This is a genomic window from Vibrio harveyi NBRC 15634 = ATCC 14126 = KCTC 12724, from assembly GCF_001591145.1.
In the GTDB taxonomy this organism is placed as follows: Bacteria; Pseudomonadota; Gammaproteobacteria; order Enterobacterales; family Vibrionaceae; genus Vibrio; species Vibrio harveyi.
In genome coordinates this window covers 1-24,068 of record NZ_BCUF01000031.1, presented here as the reverse complement: position 1 = coordinate 24,068, position 24,068 = coordinate 1, and the positions used below count along the sequence as shown (strand labels likewise).

Annotated in this window: 23 protein-coding genes; 19 read left to right on the top strand and 4 right to left on the bottom strand. The window is 43.6% G+C overall.

The genetic code is table 11. From position 1 onward, the window contains the following. The first annotated feature begins 1 nt into the window (after position 1). The 14 genes from VHA02S_RS16200 to VHA02S_RS16135 all read left to right on the top strand — a co-directional run bounded on the left by VHA02S_RS16200 (position 2) and on the right by VHA02S_RS16135 (position 12,693). The gene (locus VHA02S_RS16200) at positions 2 to 904 is read left to right on the top strand and encodes a type II secretion system F family protein (protein WP_005452326.1); all 903 of its coding nucleotides are present in this window, start codon (positions 2 to 4) and stop codon (positions 902 to 904) included. Beyond that, on the top strand, positions 901 to 1,743 hold the full coding sequence (locus VHA02S_RS16195; protein ID WP_005452324.1) for a type II secretion system F family protein: 843 nt from the start codon (positions 901 to 903) through the stop codon (positions 1,741 to 1,743). The genes VHA02S_RS16200 and VHA02S_RS16195 overlap by 4 nt, the downstream gene beginning before the upstream one ends. An 11-nt stretch (positions 1,744 to 1,754) precedes the next feature. Next, on the top strand, positions 1,755 to 2,477 hold the full coding sequence (locus VHA02S_RS16190; protein ID WP_038899399.1) for a tetratricopeptide repeat protein: 723 nt from the start codon (positions 1,755 to 1,757) through the stop codon (positions 2,475 to 2,477). Between the two features lie 2 nt (positions 2,478 to 2,479). Next, positions 2,480 to 2,962: a TadE/TadG family type IV pilus assembly protein gene (locus tag VHA02S_RS16185; RefSeq protein WP_009697305.1), complete on the top strand. Its 483-nt coding sequence runs from the start codon at positions 2,480 to 2,482 to the stop codon at positions 2,960 to 2,962. Beyond that, positions 2,949 to 3,509 carry a tight adherence pilus pseudopilin TadF gene (gene tadF / locus VHA02S_RS16180; RefSeq protein WP_009700149.1) on the top strand — a complete coding sequence of 187 codons (561 nt, stop codon included), beginning with the start codon at positions 2,949 to 2,951 and terminating at the stop codon, positions 3,507 to 3,509. The genes VHA02S_RS16185 and tadF overlap by 14 nt, the downstream gene beginning before the upstream one ends. Positions 3,510 to 3,513: 4 nt before the next feature. After that, positions 3,514 to 5,061, top strand: coding sequence for a TadE/TadG family type IV pilus assembly protein (locus VHA02S_RS16175; RefSeq protein WP_020480879.1), 1,548 nt, complete (start codon positions 3,514 to 3,516; stop codon positions 5,059 to 5,061). A gap of 8 nt (positions 5,062 to 5,069) precedes the next feature. Next, a complete protein-coding gene (locus VHA02S_RS16170) occupies positions 5,070 to 5,750 on the top strand; it encodes an OmpA family protein (RefSeq protein ID WP_005452313.1) in 681 nt (226 codons plus the stop codon). Between the two features lie 118 nt (positions 5,751 to 5,868). Beyond that, positions 5,869 to 7,263 (top strand): hypothetical protein, encoded by a 1,395-nt coding sequence (locus tag VHA02S_RS16165; protein WP_227740477.1) that lies wholly within the window; start codon positions 5,869 to 5,871, stop codon positions 7,261 to 7,263. A gap of 273 nt (positions 7,264 to 7,536) precedes the next feature. Beyond that, a complete protein-coding gene (locus VHA02S_RS16160; protein ID WP_009697125.1) occupies positions 7,537 to 8,142 on the top strand; it encodes a DedA family protein in 606 nt (201 codons plus the stop codon). Further along, the gene (locus tag VHA02S_RS16155) at positions 8,120 to 9,250 is read left to right on the top strand and encodes an ATP-grasp domain-containing protein (RefSeq protein WP_038899397.1); all 1,131 of its coding nucleotides are present in this window, start codon (positions 8,120 to 8,122) and stop codon (positions 9,248 to 9,250) included. The genes VHA02S_RS16160 and VHA02S_RS16155 overlap by 23 nt, the downstream gene beginning before the upstream one ends. A gap of 263 nt (positions 9,251 to 9,513) precedes the next feature. Continuing rightward, positions 9,514 to 9,954, top strand: a complete 441-nt coding sequence (locus VHA02S_RS16150) for a YHS domain-containing (seleno)protein (RefSeq protein WP_038899396.1) — start codon at positions 9,514 to 9,516, stop codon at positions 9,952 to 9,954. Between the two features lie 29 nt (positions 9,955 to 9,983). Continuing rightward, positions 9,984 to 10,436, top strand: coding sequence for a hypothetical protein (locus tag VHA02S_RS16145; protein ID WP_038899395.1), 453 nt, complete (start codon positions 9,984 to 9,986; stop codon positions 10,434 to 10,436). Position 10,437: 1 nt separating this feature from the next. Continuing rightward, positions 10,438 to 12,201, top strand: coding sequence for a bifunctional lysophospholipid acyltransferase family protein/GNAT family N-acetyltransferase (locus VHA02S_RS16140; protein ID WP_038899394.1), 1,764 nt, complete (start codon positions 10,438 to 10,440; stop codon positions 12,199 to 12,201). A gap of 24 nt (positions 12,202 to 12,225) precedes the next feature. After that, a complete protein-coding gene (locus VHA02S_RS16135) occupies positions 12,226 to 12,693 on the top strand; it encodes a GAF domain-containing protein (protein WP_038899393.1) in 468 nt (155 codons plus the stop codon). A 123-nt stretch (positions 12,694 to 12,816) separates the two neighbouring features. Here the strand turns inward: VHA02S_RS16135 and VHA02S_RS16130 are convergent, their stop codons facing one another. Continuing rightward, a complete protein-coding gene (locus VHA02S_RS16130) occupies positions 12,817 to 14,037 on the bottom strand; it encodes a TolB-like translocation protein (protein ID WP_038899392.1) in 1,221 nt (406 codons plus the stop codon). Positions 14,038 to 14,474: 437 nt separating this feature from the next. On the opposite strand from VHA02S_RS16130, the gene VHA02S_RS16125 reads away from it, so the two are divergent. Continuing rightward, positions 14,475 to 15,737 carry a metal-dependent hydrolase family protein gene (locus tag VHA02S_RS16125; protein WP_005452300.1) on the top strand — a complete coding sequence of 421 codons (1,263 nt, stop codon included), beginning with the start codon at positions 14,475 to 14,477 and terminating at the stop codon, positions 15,735 to 15,737. 515 nt (positions 15,738 to 16,252) lie between these two features. Here VHA02S_RS16125 and VHA02S_RS26195 read toward each other — a convergent pair. Next, positions 16,253 to 16,414: a hypothetical protein gene (locus VHA02S_RS26195; RefSeq protein WP_167393756.1), complete on the bottom strand. Its 162-nt coding sequence runs from the start codon at positions 16,412 to 16,414 to the stop codon at positions 16,253 to 16,255. A 236-nt stretch (positions 16,415 to 16,650) separates the two neighbouring features. Next, a complete protein-coding gene (locus VHA02S_RS16120; RefSeq protein ID WP_005452298.1) occupies positions 16,651 to 16,971 on the bottom strand; it encodes a hypothetical protein in 321 nt (106 codons plus the stop codon). Between the two features lie 206 nt (positions 16,972 to 17,177). Here VHA02S_RS16120 and VHA02S_RS16115 point away from each other — a divergent pair, with 206 nt between their 5' ends. Beyond that, on the top strand, positions 17,178 to 18,251 hold the full coding sequence (locus tag VHA02S_RS16115) for a sensor domain-containing diguanylate cyclase (RefSeq protein WP_038899391.1): 1,074 nt from the start codon (positions 17,178 to 17,180) through the stop codon (positions 18,249 to 18,251). A 68-nt stretch (positions 18,252 to 18,319) separates the two neighbouring features. Here the strand turns inward: VHA02S_RS16115 and VHA02S_RS16110 are convergent, their stop codons facing one another. Beyond that, positions 18,320 to 19,546, bottom strand: a complete 1,227-nt coding sequence (locus VHA02S_RS16110; RefSeq protein WP_102949543.1) for an aldose 1-epimerase family protein — start codon at positions 19,544 to 19,546, stop codon at positions 18,320 to 18,322. 706 nt (positions 19,547 to 20,252) lie between these two features. On the opposite strand from VHA02S_RS16110, the gene betI reads away from it, so the two are divergent. From betI to betA, 3 genes are read left to right on the top strand one after another with little or no spacing between them, the layout of a single operon-like run. Further along, positions 20,253 to 20,852 (top strand): transcriptional regulator BetI, encoded by a 600-nt coding sequence (betI, locus tag VHA02S_RS16105; protein ID WP_017190724.1) that lies wholly within the window; start codon positions 20,253 to 20,255, stop codon positions 20,850 to 20,852. A 16-nt stretch (positions 20,853 to 20,868) separates the two neighbouring features. After that, entirely contained in the window at positions 20,869 to 22,329 is a 1,461-nt protein-coding gene (gene betB / locus VHA02S_RS16100) for a betaine-aldehyde dehydrogenase (protein ID WP_038899390.1), read from the top strand. A gap of 19 nt (positions 22,330 to 22,348) precedes the next feature. Further along, positions 22,349 to 24,049, top strand: a complete 1,701-nt coding sequence (gene betA, locus VHA02S_RS16095; RefSeq protein WP_038899389.1) for a choline dehydrogenase — start codon at positions 22,349 to 22,351, stop codon at positions 24,047 to 24,049. Positions 24,050 to 24,068: the final 19 nt, after the last annotated feature.

Below are 24,068 nucleotides of genomic sequence, written 5' to 3'. Positions count from 1 at the left end.
CATGCTTTGGCTCTCACTTATCCTCTTTGCGTTCGTACTGCTTTTGGTCAGAGACTCAAAGGTCAAAAAGGTCGATCAGTTTTTCAACATCGAAGAAGCTGAAGCGGAAAACTTCAATGCTATCAACGTAAAATCACTGGTACGAAAACAAAGTTGGCAAAAGTTCAAAGAGTCTATTTCTCCAACACTAAAAGTACTTGGACCACGTTCATCGCTGTATATCGCTTTGTATATCACGGCGAGTCTCATCGCCTCTTGGTACGTCGTGGTTAAGCTGTTGTTGATGACGAACACCGGGTTGATCGTAGGCTTGTCTTTGGTGTTTACCATCATGGGTTACCGCTACCTAGTGACAAGAAGGCGACGTGATTTTGAAAACACTTTCCCTGATGCGCTAAACATTCTGATGAGTGCGGTAACCGCGGGTGACAGCTTAATGCAAGCCATCAGTTATGTTGGCGAGGTGATGGATAACTCGATTGGGCGCGAGTTTAAACTGATGGGGGACCGACTTAAGTTGGGTGAGTCTCCGGAAGTGGTACTTCAACGTTCGTGTAAAAACTACCCTTACCCAGAGTTTCTGTTTTTCACTGTAACCCTTAGAGCAAATATTGCGCGAGGCGGTCAGCTGAAAGGCGTACTAGCAAGACTTATTCGAGTTTTGGTGGACGCAAGAACCCTAGAGAAAAAGAAGATGGCCATGACGTCTGAAGCGCGAATTTCTGCCAAGATTGTTGCGGCAATTCCGTTGATTTTCATGATCATTCTTAACTATGTAAACCCTGACAACGTCAATTTCGTCTTGTATGACCCTTCTGGTCGTATCGTGTTGTTTTATGTACTTGGCAGTGAGTTATTTGGCTTGTTCATTGTTTGGTTGTTAGTCAGAGGAGTACGCGCATGATGCTATTGATTGCCCTTATTGTACTGTTTGTTTCGTTGCTTTTCTTGATTTTCGATTCGCTTCGTACAGAACAACGACGCAAAAAAGTCGCCCTTTATATTGGTGGTGATGCTGTACGTGCGCCTTCCCGTGTTAACCGCTTTTTTGTTCGTTTCGGTAAAGAGCATCGACATGAGCTGGAACAAAAACTCATCGAGGCCGGCTATTACAACACAGAGTGGGCGAAGTTCTACTTCCCTGCCAAATTAGCGGTGCTCGTGGTTGTTACAGGATTGGTGTTGTTGTCGGATATGACAGCAAATAATCAGCTAATCATCATTATTTTTACGCTTATTGCTGTGATTGTCTTGCCGGATACTTTGCTTCAAATGCGACGCAAAATGTTGATCTTTAAGACATCATCTCAGTTACCGTACTTGCTGGACATGATGTCAGTTTGCGTGCAAACCGGTATGACGATTGAGGCGGCATTGGTTTATCTGGGCAAAGAGTTGGCTGAGTTTGACTCTGACCTTTGTTATCAAATTAAACGCACCTCAGATTCGGCAAAAATCCACGGGCTAGAAAAAGCGCTAAATGACCTCAGTGATCGTATTCCAACACCGCCAATACGAAGCTTCGTGCTGACTATCATTCAAAACTTGCAATACGGTACATCAGTGGCTCAGGTGTTGAGCGATCTCGCTGAAGACATGCGAAAAGTGCAAATCCTGACCGTTGAGGAAAAGGTAGGCAAACTCTCCGCTAAGATGAGTGTCCCGCTGATCCTCTTCATCATGTTCCCGATCGTTATTCTGATTCTCGCACCGGGAATCATGCAAATGACATTAAATATTTAGGAGAGTAACCAGTGATTGGAAAACGCATTTCTCTCGTTTTGTTAGCGGTGGGCGTGTTGGCAGGTTGTCAATCGACACCTTCGCAACAGAGTCAGCTACAAGATGACGTCGCGAGCATGGAAAAAGTGAAAAACTACGATGGCTTAATCTCTTACTACAAATCTCAGTTAGAGCAGGGTTCGCAAGATCCTGAAGTGAAAGAAAAGCTGGCATGGGCGTATTTCCATAAAGGGGATATCGAGTCGGCAAACTTTTATGTTCAGCATTTGCAAAAAGAGGGGATAGAGAGCCCTGACTTGTACCAGTTAGAAGGGCAAGTGTTTGATGCAAAAAATGACACTGATAGCGCGGTAGAGGCGTATTTATCTTCCATTAAAACGGGTAATGAATCAGGACAAATCCATGTATTACTGGGTGTGTCGTACGCCAAGTTAGGTAAATACGAAGATGCTTACCAAGAGCTGAACAATGCACGTTTGCGTGGTTATGATGATGTCGCGATCAAGAACAACATCGCGATGATTCATATGGCAAATGGTGAATACGAGCAAGCCATCGAAACACTGATGCCAGTACTAAAAGATAACCCGGAAAATAAAGTAGTGAAGGCGAACCTAGCGATTGCCCTTATGAAAGCGCAGCAGATGGATGCAGCGAAGAAACTACTCAAAGGTGATTTTTCGGATCAAGAGCTCCACAGTATCGCCGTCGAATTAACTCAATATAGGAGTTAATGATGAAATTGCTTTCTAAACAAAAAGGGGTAACGGCGATCGAGTTCGTAATGGGCGCGCTCGTTTTGTTCTTTGCCACTTTTGCCATCTTTGAGTCGAGTTACCAAATCTATGTTGTGAACATGACGGAATATTCTCTTCGAGAAACTATACGAAACACCAAGATTTACGAGGGCAAAGGCATAAATCAGCAGTACGAGGACAAGTTTAAATCTCTGATCGAAGCTGATGGTAACTTGTGGCATTTCTTAATCGATAGCTCGCGATTTTCTATCAAAGGTCGTTACTACAAAACCTATGATGACTTCATTGCGAATAGAGGATATTCGGATGAGGGCTTGAACTTCAACTACAACTTAGCGGAGATAACGGTCACTTATCGTTACTCTCCGATCATAAAACTTGCCGGTGCAGCAGATCGAGATATCTCAAGCACAATGGTACTGAACTTAGAGCATGAGGGGTGGAAAGATGACGCTCCGTAAACAAGGTGTATGTTCTCCAAAACGCCAAAAAGGCTCATTTATGGTTGAGCTTGTGTTCATTCTTACTGCGTTATGGGGTGTTTACCTTTTTGCCGCGGATTTGAGCTATCAGTTGCTTTTGCGAGCCAAGCTTGATCGTTCTAGCTTTGCGTTGGTGAACGTAATCAAAGAGCGTTCGCGTTACTTTGAGGGCGACGTGTTAGGTGGAAAAAATCTAGCGGTAACCAATGCCGATTTAGAAGACTTATCCAAAGTCGCGAGTCGAATGCTCGGCACGCCCCCAAACGATGTGGCTATCAAAATCGAGTCATTGACCAATAAAGTGAATGTGGCGGTATTTACCAGCAGTAAATACAACAGACTAAATTGCAAAACGGATTCAATACTCGCACACGCAGATTTGGCTCCGGTGGAAAAGGGCGTGGTGTATCCATTGTACCGCGTCAGCCTTTGTGAGGAGCAAAGCTCTTGGTTCAAACCGTTCTTTAATGGCGGTACCGGCACAACCGTGAAAGTTGGCTCTTCTTCAATAATGCCAGGGAGATAGTGAAATGAGAATGCAGCAATATCAGCATCGAAGTCTCCAACAACAAAAGGGCGTCGCTGCTGTATGGATGGGCTTGTTGCTCGTGCCGATTATGGGCGTCACTTTTTGGGCTGTTGAGGGCACCCGTTATGTGCAGGAGTCGAGCCGATTAAGGGATTCTGCGGAAGCTGCGGCAATGGCCGTAACGATTGAAGACCAACCGGGTGCAGCCCGTGCGCTGGCAACGAAGTATGTCGAAAACTATGTGAGAGACATCAAGTCAACCAACCTTTCTGCTCAACGTTTTTATCAAGCGGAAGACAAGGATACTGGTGCTCTTGAGTATATCCAATACACAGTGAACGCCAGAACAACGCATGACTCTTGGTTTGCAAGCAGCTTTATCCCATCGTTTGATAAGCAGCAGGAATTAGCTGGACGATCGCTGGCAAGAAAGTACCCTGCTTATCTTGGGGATAACAACATTGATATCGTTTTCGTCTCGGACTTTTCTGGCTCGATGAATGATAAGTGGGGCTCAAGTCGGAGCAAAAAAATTGACGATTTGAAAACCGCGATCGATCAGATATCAAACAAGATTCTTTGTAAAAAAATCCGTCAAGACTTCGTCGACGGAGAGTGGAAAGACGTTTGTGATGAGCCTGGAGAAGACACCACCGGGGACAAACTGCTTAACCGAGTTGGTTTTGTGCCGTTTAACGTTCGCACCAGAGAAATTGTGGCAGGCAATAGAGCCAATGCGACAAGCCAACTAAGTTACAAGAACGGGTACAAGGCTTATTTGTCACCTTATAGTTACAACGATATCGATTGGGACTACTGGCGCACGTATTCGGCAAGCGAAGTGTACAATTGTGCTTATCGGCAGTCGTACTGCCAAAGTCCTCGGTCAGAGAATCAGAATTATGCCAAACGTATTCGTGATGTTCTCGAAGCAGATCGCTACGCCGTAGCTGATGTCTACAACTATGTTGATTTACCGACTTCGGTATCGACCATGTTTACTGATAAATCAGGATTAAAGCCTAATTTCTATGGTGTGAGCGGCACCCGACTGTTTAATGCTCATGGTTCTTCAAATTCATCGCAGTTTTATAACATTCAATTATCGAACAAACTTTCAGATTTGGACTCGATTAAGTCGATGTGGGCAGACGGTGGTACCGCAGCGTTTCAAGGCATATTAAGAGGGTCTCAGGTTCTTCATGATGGAGACCCAAACAGTACCGATGAAGAAGAGCAGCAAGCTTACAACAAGAAAATCAAGATGTTGCTGATTTTGAGTGACGGGCAGGAAAGCCCTAACAACGGCATTCTGAAGGGGCTAGTAGACAACGGTATGTGTGACAAAGCCAGAGCAGAGATTCCGGGCTTATACATCGGTGTTATTGGTATCGATTTCCGTGCATCTCAACAAAGTGGTTTTCAAGACTGTGTTGTTAATCCAAGTGAAGACATCATTGATGTATCTAACTTAGATGAATTGATTGAAAAGATAGAAGAACTCATCCGCAAAGGCTCAAAAACAAGCGGAATAACTAAGTTGTACTAGAGGAAAATATGAAAAAGTTAGTCATTGGTGCATTCGCTATCTCGACGTTGCCGTTTAGCCTGATAGTTAAGGCAGAAGAGGGGATTAGCGTTTATTGCGACAATACCTTCAGCGAGTACCAACATAGTATCAAAGTGGATGACGTTGTCGGAATTGCTCAACATCGACAGGGCTTTTTGCAAATAGAGCAGAAGTCTAACAATGGTGAGCTCAAACAAGCATTGGCAGGTAAATCAAAGTTAGGGTTGGATCAAACAGGCTGTACGACATGGATTAGCAATCAAAATAACAATCATCAAGGTGATGGCTTGGTTGCGCGTCTGCATTTTGGTTTTGATAAATCCAACTTAACACCAATGGGCAGCAAAGCTCTGAATCAACTCGCAGGTTCGCTTAAAAATAGCGATAGTGCTATTGCGGTAGATGGTCATACCGACAGCAAGGGCTCTGAAGGCTATAACCAATCGTTAGGCTTGCAACGTGCGTTGACAACGTCTAACGGTTTGATTGCGCAAGGCGTGGATAAAAGCCGTATTGTCGTTCGTTCATTTGGTGAAACTCAGCCGATTGCGTCGAATTCAACCGCTGAGGGGCGAGCACAAAACAGACGCTCAGAAATATGGGCTTCTAAGAATGATCAGGCAAAACCAGATCAAATAAAACCAGACGAAGTAAAGCCAACGGAATAGGTTTTAATCGTATAGCGTTCACCTTGCCTAAAACGCAAGGTGAAGCATTAACAACAATGGTGTCGTGGTGGGTCAATTTGGAGTGGCAGTGGGTAAATCTAAAACAATAATAGCCATTATGGTGGGGGTAGCGTGGAGTGGTATGACCGCTGCCTCAGAGCTCATTAACTTTAACGAGCAAGATACATTAAACAGCATTAATACTGCTTACGACCAGCAGTACAGTGCGCTGAGAATTGATGAAAACATCTCGCACTACAATAAATTGAATGCTGAAATAGAGTCCACCAAGATCAAATTGGCGACCAATGTCGAGATGATCAAATCTGACTCTAATCGCTTGAAAGACAAGTTGGTTGATGGTGTATATGACGAATCCTTAATTCTGACTTTGCGCAATATGTCTGCCAAAGTGAATTCAATGAAAAAGGAAATTGAAACCGCAGGGAAGTTGTTGGTCGAAACTAAGCAGCAATTGTCACAAGACCAACAAGAGGCAAGTCAAATTGAGCGGGTGAAGAATGACGCACTCCTTGCTCTGTACGAAAAGATAAAAGCGCGTCATTTGAATGAATCAAAACGTGTGATAAACGATACTTATTCTGGTCAATTGCAGTGTAACGTTGCGGAAAGTTTATCAACGTGCGTAAACCGAAATCTCCCTTCTATCAAGAACGCTTTTGTATTAAGCAAAGGTGGTTTATCTCGAATCAAACTCACGAACTTTAAAGTCGTGGATGCAAACCAAAAATTAAACGGCGACCTTTCTTTCACTGCGGACGCAAGCTACAAGCACAATTACAGTGCGAATACAGAGGTTGAACTGAGACAAGCACTTGATCTTGATAACGTGCGCTTTGTGTTCCGTTCAAACTCACCACAAACGGTTTTCTACATTAATGACCAGGAAGTTGGCTCTGGCGAGCGAGTTGATGTAACGGGCAACTATGTGGGTATTTATAGTGTGCGAGCCGTGAACAATCATAAAACCCAGTCGCTTAAGCTAAATCTTAAAAATGGTGGCGACTACTTCTTCCCGTTTGCGAGCAAAGCCAGTGCTCCGAAGGCGGTTCCTACACGTTTAGCGGTAGAAGACAAGACTGATGCGAACAGTGAAAAGGCTCAACCTAAAGATACAGTAAGATTCTCTGAGAGTTTGTTACCACCTAAAGTCGTCGCTGAGCTGGAGTCTGCAGAAGAGCCCGATCTTCAGCGTTACACCAATAAGGTACTGTACAAAGATGAAGCCTTTACTTATCTATTGCCAAGATTCAGAGGTAACAAAAAGTCTCATGACATCTTCTTAAGTCAGGCTGACGCACAGAAATATTGTGAGCGTCTATCGTCTCGTTTGCCAAACAAAGCCGCTTATGAATACTTGCGCCTCTACACCTATCTATCTCCGGGAGATTACTGGACGAAAGATGGCAAAGTGTATTCATCGGAGAAGCATGAAGAATTGGATCAAGCATTTGATACAAATAAGTTCATTTGTATGGTGAACATGAACTAAGACATCGTTCCCCCTTTAAATCTTATTAGTAAACAAGCACATTTAAGAGCCGCATTTCGCGGCTCTTTTTGTTCCTATTACTGGAAACTTCCTGAATTCGACTGACGCAACAACGTTGGGCGTTATCGACTTTCTCTGTATTGCAGTGAAATTTTGTTACTGATGATCCTGTCTTTAACCATAGCCTCTAGTTATTTCTGTTCATCAATATGGATCGAAAAATCATCTCGTAGAGGCCTTGAATGACGAGTGAATAGCAATGGGACAGAGAATATGAGTGAAGTGGCAACGTTAGAAGCTTGGCTGTATCAAGGCAATGTGCCTCTGTCGATGCTATTTCTCGGAGTCGTATTGTTGTCATACTTACTTGAAGATTTGGCTATCGTTACTGCCGCTACTTTAGCGGTAGAGCAAGTGATGCCAACACCTCTTGCGTTATTGGCGATTTTTACAGGTATCGCCACAGGAGACATAGGACTTTATTGGCTGGGGAAATTGGCACAAAAGGTACGTTTTTTCCGCTATCGCTTGCTTCGATATCAACGTGCTAGGCGCGTGCGACGCACACTTCATCGTAAAGCTTTCATTACGTTATTCATCGTTCGGTTTATTCCCGGATTAAGAACCGTAGGATTTACGCTTAGCGGATTTTTGGATGTGCCCAAAATGAAGTTTCTCATCGCCGTGTTAAGCGCGACGAGTTTATGGACTGCGTTGATTTTTGGCTCTTTCTTCCAACTAGGCAGCATGCAATGGCTTCAACAACATCAAATAAACAGTTTGTTGATTCCGATTGGATTGGTCGTGATGTTGCTGCTCAACAAACTGATTTCAAAAACATTGTTAAGGAACACATATGGTGCAACTCGCCCACGTTGAAATGATCCCAAACGGAATGGTTAATGCCGGTATGCCCATTCTTCAAGAACCAAAGCGAGTAGTCTCTCCGTTTGAGTTTTTACCAGCTTGGTTTTTTTATACACCCGTGGTGATTCAAAGCGCGGTCCTCAGCGCTATCCACCGAGATTGGGCATTACCTTTGATCGCAAACCCTTCAATCAAGTTAAGCGGTATGGTGGGGGAGTCCAAGCATGACATTTTCGCTTCTTCGGGAGACAAAACTAAGCAGTGGATATTGCCTTTTATCACATTAACTAAGACGCATGAACAGCTTGAAACTGTTTTAGAAGACGCAACACAGCAGTTAAAACGATCGAGTTTAGAGTATCCATTGGTGGCGAAACCTGATCTTGGTTGCCGTGGTGCTGGCGTGAAGTTATTGCGTTCAGATGAACAGCTAAGAAGCTACATTAAAACGTTTCCCGTTGATGGACGTTTCCTGTTACAGAAGAAATCAGAGTACAGCGCTGAAGCTGGGGTATTTTACGTCAGGCAGCCAGGCGAAACCCGAGGGAAAATCATCTCACTGACATTAAAATATTCCCCTCGAGTGATTGGTGATGGGCAGTCTACGCTTAAGCAGCTTATCGAGAAGTGTCCAAGGGCCGGTAAGTTACAGCACCTTTATTTACCAAGGCACAGTGAGAAATTAGAAGTGATCGTCGCGAAAGGTGAAGAATTTCAACTAGCCTTTGCAGGAAGCCATTCACGTGGTGCCATTTTTCGCGATGGTAACCGATTCATTACGCAAGAGCTGGAAAAGAAGCTCGATCAAGTGCTAGGGGATTTTAATGGGTTCCATTACGGGCGATTGGATATCAAGTTTAAAGATATTCACGCTCTAATGAATGGTGAACATTTTGATATCTTAGAGATTAATGGTGCGAGCAGTGAAGCGGCACATATCTGGGATAGCGATACACCACTAACTCATATCTTCGCCACATTGCTAAAGCAGTACCGATTACTTTATCAAATCGGATCAAAGCAGAAGCTGCGAGGGCATCAAACGCCGACACTGGGTGCTCTCATTCAAGCATGGCGAGAAGAGAAAGTCCTGACGCAGCTGTACCCGATGACAGACTAAAAGCATTGATCTATACCCAAGTATCTTGAGGTTATTTGGGTATGGATACTCCAACAACGGGTGATGAATGGGGACATCTGTTGTTCAACTTCACGCCATAAAACAGTTATTCAGTACTTTTCTTATTTAATTTTCAATTCTTTGTAATTTTTATCTCATTTGCCCTGTCTTTTTATTAGCACCAAATAAATCACACAGTGAATATGCTTTCTTAGTGAGGGCAATACCTCGATAGAACGTATTTCCGAATAAGGAATTTAATGATGAGAAAATTATTCGCATTACTGATGGTATTAATCAGCTTCTCTTCTTTTGCGGAAGATGAAATTTATACCGGATTTTTTAGTAATAAGGCATTAAGCGGTTATGACACGGTCTCCTATTTTACAGAAGGTCAGCCTGTGAAAGGAAACAGTAACTGGAAAACTGAATACAAAGGGGCAGACTGGTATTTTTCTTCTCAAGATAATTTAAATAAATTTATAGAAAATCCAGAAGCTTATGCGCCACAGTATGGTGGCTATTGTGCATGGGCGGTATCCGCTAAAAATGATTTTGCCCCTGCGGATCCTAAACAATGGGCAATTGTTGATGGCAAGCTGTATCTAAATTACAACGCAGAAGTGAAGCAGTGGTGGGATGATGACCGCGCAGGACATATTGCTGCAGCCGATAAAAACTGGCCAACATTGATTCAGCAGTAATAAGACTCAGAAATAATAAGGTTCATCTCATGACATTTATTCCAAAGAAACATATACCTTCGATTTTCATTGCTTTCGTTTTTATTCAATCATTATTTTTTAAGTTTACTGGTTCATATGAAACCGATCATATTTTTGGCACGTTAGGAGAATGGTCAGGGATTCATTGGTTTGGTGTTTATGGCGGGTATTTAATTGGGACTGCTGAGTTAATTGCAGCCATTTTACTGTTTACTCGTTTCCATGGTGTTGGTTCAACAATGGCCGTTGGGATTATGACAGGAGCCATTTTATTCCACTTGTTTACGCCGCTAGGTGTTGTCATGCCTGAATTTAGCGCTACGGGCGAAGTGATAGGTAATGATGGTGGGTTGCTATTTGGTATGGCTTGCCTTGTTTGGCTATCCGCTATTTTCTTAACCATTCGCGATATTAGAGCTCAGGGCTCTTTTACAAACACCTTGCTAATGAAAGGAGCCTAATATGGTTGAAAGTCCTTTCCGGTTATCAAGAAAAACGCCATTTGGAATAGGTGAGTCTGTTGTCGAGTGGGCTACTGGGCTTTCCAAGTTAGATTCCTTGTACAAGCAAGAACCGTTACCTGAAGATAGTCATTCATTTATGCATGAAGCGCTTGCTCGAATTGGTACTCAATATCGAGTTCAACATGGCAGCTTAGAGAATATTCCCAGTGACGGCTCGGTTTTGGTTGTTGCTAACCATCCGTTTGGTGGAATTGAAGGGATCATTTTAGCTTCCTTGATTTCCCAAGTGCGCAAGGATGTCAAAGTGCTTGCTAACGAACTGTTAAAGCGAATTCCTGAGCTGGATGAATTGTTTATTGGTGTTAATGTGTTTGGTGGTGAAAAGGCAAAGCAAACCAATCGACGAGCAATTAAAGCGGCGAACCAACATCTCAAAGAAGGTGGGGTGTTGATTATCTTCCCTGCTGGAGAAGTCTCTTCTTGGCAAGCCAGTGAAAATAAAATCACTGATAAAACATGGAGTCACTCAGTAGCAAAATTTGTTAAGCATGCTCAAGCGACGACTGTGCCTTTGTTTATAAGTGGTATGAACAGCAAATTATTTTATCAAGCAGGGAGAATTCATCCGCTTCTTAGAACGGCACTGCTGGGACGAGAACTTCTCAATAAGTCGGGTGAGATCATTTCTGTTTCAATCGGCAATCCAATCCCTTATCGCGAGATACAAGGGTTTGAAAATGATGAAGATATTACCCAGTACTTCCGTTTGAACACCTATTTAATGGGAAGTATGGACAGTCGCAAGGAGCTCACTCAACAAACTCTTCATGCAGAACCAATAATTGCGCCTATTCTTACAGAGACTTTAGAAAATGAACTTCTGGATCTGTCTGAGTTTAAATTATTAGAGCAGGCTGATTTTGAAGTGTACTGTGCGCCTACACCAAAAATGCCGCAAATGATGCGTGAGATTGGGCGCGTACGAGAAGAAAGCTTTAGAGATGTTGGAGAAGGCAGCGGCTTGAGCTGTGATGTCGACCTCTTTGATCCCAACTACCATCAGCTCTTTGTTTGGCATAAAACCAACCGAGAACTTGTGGGTGCTTATCGTTTAGGTCTGGTTGATGAGCTGATTGAACAAGGCGGAATTCATGCCCTCTATTCAACCAGTTTGTTCAAATATGATGAGGCGTTTATCAAAACTCTAGGTTGCTCGATTGAGCTGGGGCGCTCGGTGGTTGCGAAGCAATACCAACGCAACATGCACTCATTGCTCTTATTGTGGAAGGGCATTGCCTCTTTTGTTCAGCGCAACCCAAAGTACACCCATCTCTTTGGTCCCGTAAGCATCAGCAACGATTATAGCCCAGTGGCAAGGCAGCTCATCGCCTCCGTTATGTCGGTTCATTATTACGATAATGACAAAGCCAAATTGGTTTCGCCAACAACGCCTTTAGAGAGAAACGATCAAGAATTTTGGCGACCGGATATGTTGAGCTCACTCTCTCAGTTGCCTTTGTTATCCAAAGTGCTCAGCCGTCTTGAACGTGGTATGGGAATTCCGGTGCTTCTCAAACAGTACCTGAGCATGAATGGCAAGTTAGTCTGCTTTAATGTCGACCCAGCGTTTAACTATACGCTAGATGGTTTGATTGTCGTGGATCTGACTTCGGTGCCGGAGAAAAAGCTTGGTAAATACATGGGTTACGACAATGCCGTGAAGTATCAGTTAGCCCATAAGAAAACGGATTTAAGTGAATAGCTATCTATAGGAGTAAGAAATACGATGCCTTTTATCAAATTAGTCAATTATCGTGATGAGCTGACAGCTCAACTCGAAAATATCGCCCATCAGTTTCAACTGCATTCCTTATTGATTATGGAATCTAAGCCGGATCAAATGGTGGTGTTTGCGGCGAATGAGCAACCTATTTACCACGTTGGTGATGCTGGTCCTAAAAGTAATCAACAAGGCTGTCATGAGCTGTACTGCGAACGCGTCGTTGATACTGCACAGCCGTTGCTGGTGGCGGATGCAAGTATGGATGAAGAGTGGAAGGGCAATGAAGACTTAGTGAAATTTGGTCTCGGTGTGTATTACGGTGTGCCAATCACCTTTAAAGGTGAAGTTATTGGGACGGTGTGCGCACTGAATAATGAGCCTTTCGATTTCGCGAAAGGTACGCCTAGTGCGATTGATCAAATCCATCAACTTCAACTCAACGTAGAGCAGCATCTCCAAGCCACTCACTGATTACTGTGAACTAAAGAAACTCTGACAATTCTTGGTCAGAGTTTCTTTGTTTTGTTGAAGGAAGATCACTGGCAAAAAGTAATACTATAAATTTTCAAACATAATTAGAATAAAAGATACAATCTATTCTAGGTAAGGTTTACAGATATCAGGAATTGTAGATTTACTTAGTGCATAAAGAAACTTACCGCTGTTGGTCCCAACCTCTCTTTTGTCAACCAAAGGAGAAGATGTTGACCATATAAGACCTTTACCATTACCGTAAACAACGGCATCTCCGGACTGCAGCGCGCTTTCTCCTGTTAGTATAGAAACACTTACATGATGCATCTTTTGATTTACTCGGTCATAAAAATACGCTTGATAACCATTTCCTCCAATTAAATTGTATTCACTATTCTTAGATGTAAATGCGATGCTTTCTCCATCCCTTGATATGGTTGGGTTTCGTATGTCATATAGTATTTTATTGTCGGGTCCTGCAATGTAATTAAATTTCTTAGTATCAATGCTATAAGTAACTAAATATCCAAAGTTAGAAGAGCTAGTTTCACTCATAGGTTTTTTGGCTATATAGATTAAGAATTTACCATCTGGGCTAATTGAAGAGTAAAGAGAGTTATGAATATAATCGGTGTTTGATTGACTTGATATTACTTTTGCGTGTTTACTTGTGACTCTATCGTATAAATATATAGCAGTTTCACTTTCAGAACCACTATAGAAGTTGTTATTATCCATCTGTTGAGGTGATACATAGGTCAGATAACGTCCATCGTTAGAAATAAACCTATTTGGAGAAAGAAATAATTTACTTAGCTTTCCATCCAAGCCGATATTAATCACTTTCGACTGTTCATTTTCAATGTCGGTGAAACCTATCACCTCTTCAGTATTGCTTCCCCACTTATTATTTGTTGAACACATGTAAGAATAGTAGGCGTACTTTTCATTAATTGGGTAAATGTTAAAGTAACTAGGGCTGTTGATACAATCACTGTTTACTTCATCTGAGTATCTAGCTGTAAGAAGTTTATCTTCTAAACGATCCCAAACGACGCCTTTATATGTTCGATAACTTTCTTGGTAACTAAAGCCAATATATCTACCATTGGGAGATATAGTTGGATTTCCTATAACAGTATTTTTAGGTAACTCAGATGGAACTCCCAATCGTGTTGTCTCATTGGTTTCCGTGTTTTTTATGAAATAACCACCTTCAGTAGAATCTCCTGATAGAGGGATCTTGGGCAAGTTATTGTGGAATAGAACGTATTTACCACTCTCAGTTACTGACATTCCGGTAGGTCTAGCAAAATAAGCACCATGACCAGCAGGGAGCATTTGAGAATCCGAGTTTATAATGTAAGGGCTATACTCATTGGCAATTAATGAACTGAAACTCGTTGATTCGAAGTCTGCAGAGTATGAACTAAGCGATAGAGCTGATAGCAATAAACAAGATAAGGAGCGCATTTTTAGGCCTTAGTTTTATAGGGTAAAGATATTAGGCGACGGGCAGTGTGCTTCTATTAAGTATTTGATTTATAAAATGCGAATGTTGATACGTTGTTCACAAAAACATTTTTATATTTAGAAGCTAAGGCTTTAGCTTGCTTTTCGAACGACGTTGTTTAGGTGGGATGTGTAATCTCGTTTAAATTCTTTTCTACTCTTCTACATATATTTAAAAGTATACTTGTCGTGAAATGGCAATTCTATTTCTCAACCGCTCGATATGATGCACCTGTATTGAGACAACTGACTCGGAGATAGAAACCATGAGTATCGTAATTAAAAATGCAAACGTGTTTAACGGTGTGGATGAGCAACTTCTGAAGAACGTGGACCTTCTGATTGAAAACAACTTAATCACACAAATCGGGAAAGTGGATGACTCGAATGCTGAGCAAATCATCGATGCAGAAGGCAAAACGGTGATGCCAGGCTTGATTGATGCGCACGTACACATCACGCTTTCAGCAGGCTTTAATGAGCTAGATGGTATGACGAGAGAAGAGATTGCGATTCGTTCTGCGAGAATTTCTGAAGAGATGTTGATGCGTGGCTTTACGACCATTCGTGATGTTGCTGGCAACACACTGGGCTTGAAAAACAGCATCGATAAAGGTTACGCCAAAGGTCCTCGAATTTTGCCTTGTATGGCGGCGATTTCGCAAACTTGTGGTCACTCAGACTACCGCCAAAACCAAGCGCAAGAACGTCTAGCGAGCGGTCATGAAGACTCGCCACTGATGAAGACGGGCGCGTTTAAAGTCGCGGATGGTCGTGCTGAAGTATTAAAAGCTGTTCGTGAGCAACTGTTCATGGGTGCTTCCCAAATCAAGGTGATGGCAGGTGGTGGTGCATCCTCTACCTTCGACCCGCTGGATACGTTGCAATACACGTTAGATGAAATGAAAGCAGCGGTGGAAGCGGCAAGCGACTATGGTACCTATGTCGCGGCTCATATTCACACAGCACCAGCGATGAAACGTGCAGCAGAAGCAGGTGTAATGTCCTTTGAGCACGCTACTATTATGGACGATGAAATCGCTCAAATTGTAAAAGAGAAAGGCATTTGGCTTGTTCCGTCATACTTCACGTCATCACTGATTGCGGAGCGTAAGATCCCGCTGCCAAACGAAGAGACTTACCGCAAGACAGAACGCGTTGGTAAGGCAATGTTTAAGTCTGCTGAGCTTATCAAGAAATACGATATTCAAAACCTAGCGTTTGGTACTGACTGTGTCGGTAAAGCAAACGTTCATGAAAGTCAGATGCAAGAGCTTGGTGCGATTGAAAAAACGTTCGACACCATCACTGCACTGCGCATGGCAACTTCAAACTGTGGCCGTTTGTTTGAATTGTCGACTTACAAACACCCTTATCAAGAAGGCAAATTAGGTCAAATTGTGGAAGGTGCGTATGCAGATTTACTTATCGTCGACGGGAATCCACTTGAGGGTGTTGATTGTGTAATGAAAGACGAAACTAAGAAAGTCATCATGAAAGATGGTGTGGTTTATAAGAACACATTATAAACAAGTTATCCTGTTTTCAAAGGCGCTCATCGAGCGCCTTTTTTGCGTCTTGGGATTAGAGTGTATGTCACTTTTCAAAAACCTTCTCGGCTAATCTATTGTTGGCTTCATCCATTTGGTTCTTACTGCCAACATCTACTCGTGTTAAACCATCGTGCCCATTTTAAACTCATCCGTATTGGCTATCGAGAGCGCCGTAATGTTCTTCTAGCATTGAATTTAGTTATGTTCTACCACGGGAGTGTCGAAGGGAGAGCACCTTAAATTAAGCGGTATAGGAGAAGACAGAGGCAGAGATTTCATCTCTTAGAGCGACATCGTTACTGGCTGGTTATTAGATGGCGTGCGTAAAGTAAAAAGATAGGGGAAAGAGACGGAGATGTCCCAAGCGTCTCAAGGTTACCTGGGTAAAGCATAAAAGGGCTGATGAAATACAAACAAGACAAACAAAAAACCGCGCCTTAAATAAGGCGCGGTTCGGACTAAAAAGGTTTTGGTGAAAGGGCTTGTAGGGCTTACTTCATCACATAACGATAGGTTTTTATTACCAACCAGCCAAAGGCTTTGCTAAAAATTTTTACGGCTTTAAAAGCAACTTTACCAATCGTTACCATCAATTCGCCAGCAACAGTAAGGCACGTGTGTAAATCAGTTTGTTTGAACTCTGCGTAAGTCATGTTGGTCTCTCATTTTTAAGTGGGGGACTCCTGTCGCTCAATGCATACCCTGTAGCGACATAGTAGGAATAAGTGAGATTAGGGACTTACCATTTGGCGCCACCTCGCACGTAAAGATAGAAAATGAGTATTGCTTGGAATGGTTATAAATAACCAAGGTGAATTTATGATGAGTGGATTACAGATACAAAAAAGCCACCACTAAACAGTGATGGCTTTGTCGGACACTTGATCGACTAATATTTTACGAACAACATTTTTCTTAAGCTGTTACAGCGAGATTTATCTAACGGGTCACCAAGGTATTCTCCATCTTCAGCGGCTTTCTTCATTACTAAGGCTCTTGCTCGGTCACCGCTGTCTAGGTCTTGATACTCTTCCAGTGTTTTCAGCTTCAACAAACGGTATTTCGATTTGTCTTTGCCAGAGGCGACGTGGTCGTAGCAATAACTCATTGCTCCTGCATTCGCACCGATCTTGCTGGCGTCTGTAATCGCGTAAGCGTTAAAGCCAATTGTGCTCGTCAATAAGATTAAAAGGGCATTGCGTGCTTTCATTTCTGTTTCCTAATTCAAATAAGTTGACGAATAAGGTAGGGAGAAATGGATAACAAAAATTGCCATTAAGCGACATTTGCGAACAATCAATCACTTTGTCTGTTTTGTCAGAGCGAGGTTAGCGATAAACCAGTGGCGCGAATTGGTAAATTTCTATTCTCCGAATTGAATAACCTCTGCTCATTGAATTATTCGGAGCATACGTCATGAATGCGAGACAATTTACTAACGACAATAAACGGAAGTTGCTGCCCATTGTTTATCTGTTGACGATAACCGGCTGGGGTATTTACACACTTACGTATGATTACAGTTGGCAGGCACTGATGCTTTTTGCCATCGGGTTATTGATGGTTATTCGTAATTATTATCTTGAGAGCGAACGAATTGATGAAAAGATTGCCAGTATTGCTGCTCACTCAGTCATTGGTGTGGTGATTCTCGATCAACATTTGCGAGTAGACTACGTCAACAAAAGTTTCTTGAGGCTGACGGGGTACACAAGTGAACAATTAAATGGTGAAAATCTAAAGCAGTTTGGCTTTCGTCCATTAAATGAAGCACTTACTAAGTTGGGCGCTAAAGCGAATTGGAAAGACGAGATCAAAGTGACCAATCGTTTTGGAGACCGCTTAACGTTAGATGTGCACATCACACATTATAAAGTGGGGGTAGGTACGCGAGATCGTTATGTCGTGAGTTTTCGAGATGTTAGTCATCGTGCTCGACTAGAGAGCAAATTAAAGAACTTAGCAGAAAAAGATCCTTTAACGGCGTGCTGGAACCGTCGTCGTTTTGACGAAGAATTAGCTCGCTACGCAAACATCGCCGGTCGATATGGGGTTTCTAATGCCACCTTAGCCATCATAGATATTGACCATTTCAAACAAATCAACGACCAGCACGGTCATGATGTGGGCGATGCCGTACTCAAAGACCTCGCTAGATTGATGAAGTCGGAGTGTCGTGAAACTGATATTGTTGCACGTGTTGGGGGAGAAGAGTTTGCCATCATTATGCCTGAGACCAATACTCGAAACGCGTTTGAAGCGATTTACCGTCTGAAAGAAATCATTCAGTCGAAAAGTGTATTGGGCATCACGGTCAGTGGTGGCATTACGGCAATCAATCGTTCGGTTGAGCAAACCTATCGTCGAGCAGACAAGGCTTTGTACCAAGCCAAAACTTTAGGACGAAATCGTGTTTGTGGCGCGAAAGGTGAACCGCTAAGCAAGCACGTTTCTGAGATGGAAGCGCTGATTGCTGCTAGTTCTCGATAGTCGACTTCCTAAAGCATACATTAGATTAAGAGCCGCACATCGCGGCTCCTTTTATTGCTGAAGCATTGTTAATTATCTAGGTTTACGAGTGGCTTGCTGATCAGTTCCACTTTTTGACCCTGTTGGATTTTAGCGACTTCGGTGAGTGCTTGTTTGACTTCATTTTGGTTTCTAAGTACTGAGTAGGTTAGATCAAAGTATTTGCTTTCACCTGCTCGTATGGTTGGAACTAAGCCTAATGGGCGTTGGTACTTCGTGTTGTAGGCGTAACTGGTTCCGGGCTCAATGCCAGTCACATAACCCTGTTTGTATGTATCGGTATTTTTCCATAGTGTCAGTACAGGCAGTTGCTCTACGTTATAACTGAGCGCCACACCTTTATCGCTTTTTTTGTTGTGAAGCACCGCTAAACTTTGTCCGGAATCGTCACCTATTGGCTTCAAGTTAAATACCATTTCATCATAGCCTTTTGTTGGTCCTTGATAGGTTTGCCAACTATCTAAGCCCGCCTTTGCGTAGTTGTTGAATGGAGAGACTTCCTTGACTGCTGCGGAAAACTTCGCCCCTTTTTCAAGAATAGGTCTACCAAAGTTAGAGTGGTAAATAATCTGGTACTCGTCATCGTAGTCAGACATGTTGGTTAACTTATCGTGTAGAGAGAATGAGTTGCTACCTGGCAGTATTGATAACTCTGTATGAGTCACCAGTTCTGCTTTTTTGAAAGTGCGTTCTGAAACGGTACCTTGCACCCTAATTCTGTGTGGGGGATTATCATCAATGATCACTTTTACTGTAGAAGCGGGTGTATTTTGGACTCGACCATGCAGGCTTAGAAGCTGACCGTTATCATCAACGCCCGGGTGACCTGTCCATTCATACCCACAACGTACAAGCATTTCATTGAACCCATCGAGCCAGCCAAGACCATTGCGACTTTCCAGCTCGATGAATGCTGGGTTAACGATCTCTTTGACAGGTGAGTCCCAGCCAAGAATTCGCTCTCCATCCATTTTGACATCAAAGATGCCCATCCCACGAGTTGGGATAAGGGTAACTTCCAAAATGCCGTTGTCTATGACGAGAACATCAACACCAAATTGTTTTCCACCGTGCAAACGTTTTTTTTCAATGCTGAAGGGCAAGTCTGGATTAAAGCCGAGGGAGCGACTAGTCATTTTCCAATCTCCAACGTCTTGATTTAAAGCAGAATTAGTTAGAACAAATTCTGCTGAAGAAACAGGTAGGGTAGTGAGTCCGAGTAGCATAGCGGTACAAGCGATGTACGAATTTTTCATCCTTTATTCCTTATTTATTTTTCAAATCTAAGTATTGCTGAATCGATTCAGCATTATTATATAAATTGCGCTATTTTTGAGCAAAGTAGGCTGATATGAGTTGTGATCAATATGCTCATTAGAGGGTTTTTTAATGATCTTTTTGATTGCTGAATCAAATTCAGCAGAAATATTGAGTGCGAAAATGAAAGTCGTTTTGCTGAAGCTCGCTCTTAGTTAACTAAATAGGGGCGTCAAACGACTCGGAGACACCTAGCTATTCCGGTTCGTTGTTTTCCTTGCTGTACTGGGCGATTTTAATTGACACGAAACGTTTACATTTTGTTGCTGTGGATTCGCTGTGGTGAAGTGGTATGCCATTCCTTGGTCAATTAATAAACTTAAAAATAAAATGTGTAGAAAATGTTTGAGCTCATTGTATTTGTCTTTGTTTGTACTTTTGATAAGAACGGGGTCTTCATGAGTCTTTGTATCTATAATTTGCGTTATAAAAATCCTAATTATTGATTTTAAAGGTTTTTATTTTTCTGTTTTTACGTATTAAATCTTCGTAAGCTCTATCTTTTCTCAAGTTTTAGTAATGATTGTAGTCGAAATGATTCGGCTGTATCTGTCATTTTTTCTAGATAATTAGTTTGAGTTCGAACTAAATTTAAGGCATTTTATATTTAACTAACCGTTCAATTAAAAATAACAAGGATGCAAAATGCCCAAGGTTGGGATGCCTGAAATCAGAAAACCGCAGCTAGTCAAAGCGACGATGTCGGTCATCGACAGAGTAGGTTTGCACGCCGCGAGTATCTCGTTGATCAGCAAAGAAGCAGGGGTATCAACAGGGATCATTAATCACTATTTCGGTGGAAAGCACGGCTTGTTAGAAGAGACCATGCGTGAAATCCTGCGCCAGCTTTCTGCCACCATCAAAGAGAACCTAAGCCAACTGCCGGCTGATGCGCATCATCAACGTATTAATGCCATCATCGACGGCAACTTTGTGGGTTTCCAAGCCGAGAACCAAGTGGCAAAAACGTGGTTGGCATTCTGGTCGTACTCCATGCATGACGCCCAGCTCAAACGTCTGCAACGAGTGAATGAACGACGCCTCCTTTCTCACCTAAAAAAAGAATTAAAAGCTTTGCTGGATAATGACCAAGCAGAGCTAGTAGCGCATGGTATTGCGTCACTGATTGATGGCATTTGGCTGCGTGGAACGCTCAACCCACAAGGCATCGATGCCGAGAAAGCACGCATCATCATCAACGACTATCTCGACAAACAACTCACGTTCTACTCAAAACAAAAATAAAGAGTCAAACCTTCAAATGGATATGAAAGCACACTACATCGATGGTGCCATGCACCTAGGATGCTCAGAAGAACACTTCACCACATACAATCCAGCCAATGGTGAACCGCTTGCAAATGTGAAGCAGGCTAACCAGCAAGATATGCAAGTGGCAATTGAATCTGCCAAGCGCGGTTTTGCGATTTGGTCTGCCATGACGGCGACAGAACGCAGTCGTATCCTGCTTAAAGCGGTGGCGCTACTCCGTGAAAGAAACGACGAGCTGGCAGCATTAGAAGTCGCGGATACGGGCAAACCAATCCAAGAAGCGAATTGCGTAGACATTGCAACGGGCGCTGATGTGATCGAATACTACGCAGGTCTTGCGCCTAGCATGCATGGCGAACAGCAATCGCTGAATGAATCGCAGTTTTTCTACACTCGCCGCGAGCCTCTGGGCATTTGTGCAGGTATTGGTGCGTGGAACTACCCAATTCAAATCGCGATGTGGAAATCTGCCCCTGCGCTTGCTGCAGGTAATGCGATGATCTTTAAGCCATCAGAAGAAACTCCGTTAACCGCACTCAAACTGGCAGAAATCTACAGCGAAGCGGGATTGCCGGATGGCGTGTTCAACGTTATTCAAGGTGATTACCGAGTAGGGCAGATGCTCACCGCACATCCGGACATCGCTAAAGTCTCTTTCACTGGCGAATCCGGTACGGGCAAAGTCGTGATGGGTGACAGTGCTGCGACGTTAAAGCAAGTCACTATGGAACTTGGCGGTAAATCTCCAATGATCATTTTTGATGATGCCAAGCTAGACGACGCGGTTTCTGCTGCAATGGTTGCAAACTTCTACACCCAAGGTGAGGTTTGTACACACGGTACTCGCGTGTTCGTTCATGAAGGTATCTATGATGAGTTTGTCGCTCAACTTAAGAAACGTACCGAACTGCTGGTGGTTGGCGATCCGCTTGATGAGCAAACCCAAATTGGCGCGCTAATTTCCAAAGAGCACGAATCAAAAGTCCTTTCCGCAATTGAACAAGCGAAAGCAAGCAAAGCAACGCTATTAACCGGCGGCTACAAAGTCACAGAAAACGGTTTGGCGAGCGGCAATTTTGTTGTGCCAACGGTTTTCACTGATTGCGAAGACGACATGCCGCACGTGCAGCAAGAGATCTTTGGTCCCGTAATGTCAGTGCTTAAGTTCAGTGATGAAGACGAAGTGATTGCTCGTGCTAACAAAACCGATTACGGACTTGCGGCTGGTGTTTTCACGCAAAACCTCTCTCGTGCGCACCGCGTCATTCACCAAATCCAAGCAGGAATCTGTTGGATTAACACCTGGGGTGACTCCCCAGCTGAAATGCCAGTTGGCGGTTACAAACTGTCTGGCATTGGACGTGAAAATGGTGTCGAGACCCTTAAGCATTACACCCAAACCAAGAGCGTGTTAGTGCATTTGGGTGATTTCGACAGCCCTTACGCCTAATCAGTCAGGAGGATTTGTAATGCAACAACACTACGATTACATCATCGTCGGTGCGGGCTCGGCAGGCTGTGTCTTGGCAGATCGCCTGAGTGAAAGCGGTCAGCACCAAGTCTTACTGCTGGAAGCGGGTGGCTCAGACAAGAGCATATTCATTCAAATGCCAACGGCGCTGTCATACCCAATGAACACTGAAAAGTACGCATGGCAGTTCGAAACGGTTGCGGAAGAGGGTTTAGACGGACGCCAACTGCATTGTCCACGCGGCAAAGTGTTAGGCGGCAGCTCTTCGATCAACGGCATGGTTTATGTTCGTGGTCATGCTTGTGACTTTGACCAATGGGAAGCAGAAGGCGCAAAAGGCTGGAACTACCAAGCTTGTCTGCCGTACTTCCGTAAAGCGGAAACGTGGACAGGCGGCGCAGACGAATACCGTGGCGACAGCGGTCCGGTAGGGACGTGCAACGGCAACGACATGAAGTTGAACCCACTTTACCAAGCGTTTATTGAAGCGGGTAAAGATGCAGGCTACCCAGAAACGCAAGACTACAACGGCTATCAGCAAGAGGGCTTCGGTCCGATGCATATGACGGTAGACAAAGGTGTGCGAGCCTCTACCTCTAACGCTTACTTAAGCCGTGCAAAAAAGCGCAGCAACCTCACCTTGATGAAAGGCGTAACGGCTCATCGCATTTTGCTTGAAGGCAAGAAAGCGGTCGGCATTGAGTTTGAACAATCTGGCAAAATCAAACAGTGTTTCGCCAACAAAGAGGTTGTGTCGAGCGCGGGTTCTATCGGCTCGGTACAACTGCTGCAACTCTCGGGTATTGGTCCTAAGACTGTGCTTGAGAAAGCGGGCATTGAAGTGAAACACGCACTAGAAGGTGTGGGTAAGAACTTGCAAGACCACCTTGAAGTGTATTTCCAGTATCACTGCAAACAGCCGATCACGCTTAACAGCAAGTTAGGTTTGATCAGCAAAGGTTTGATTGGTACGGAATGGATTCTGACGCGCAAAGGTCTGGGTGCAACCAACCACTTTGAATCGTGCGCGTTCATCCGTTCTCGTGAAGGATTGAAATCGCCAAACATTCAATATCACTTCCTACCAGCAGCAATGCGTTATGACGGGCGTGCGGCATTTGATGGTCACGGCTTCCAAGTGCATGTTGGTCCAAACAAGCCTGAGAGTCGCGGCAGTGTCGAAGTGGTTTCTGCCAACCCAAATGACAAGCCAAAAATCGAGTTCAACTACATCTCGACGGAGCAAGATAAGCAGGATTGGCGAGACTGTATTCGTCTAACGCGTGAAATCCTCAATCAACCTGCAATGGATGCATTCCGCGGTGAAGAAATTCAACCCGGTCTTAACATCACCAGCGACGAAGCGATTGATGAATGGGTGAAGCAAAATGTAGAAAGTGCTTACCACCCATCGTGTAGCTGCAAAATGGGTGCAGACGATGACCCAGTGGCAGTTCTGAATGAAGCCTGCCAAGTGCGCGGCATTGAAGGCTTGCGCGTGGTGGATTCATCCATCTTCCCAACCATTCCGAATGGCAACTTAAACGCCCCAACCATCATGGTCGCAGAGCGTGCCGCGGACATGATCTTGGGGAACGTACTCGAACAATCGAATAACACACCGGTTTGGATTGCTCCGAACTGGCAAGAGACGCAAAGAATGCGTCCGCCGAAAAGAGACTTAAGCTCAATCTCATAAAGTCAGTAGGGTCTGTTTA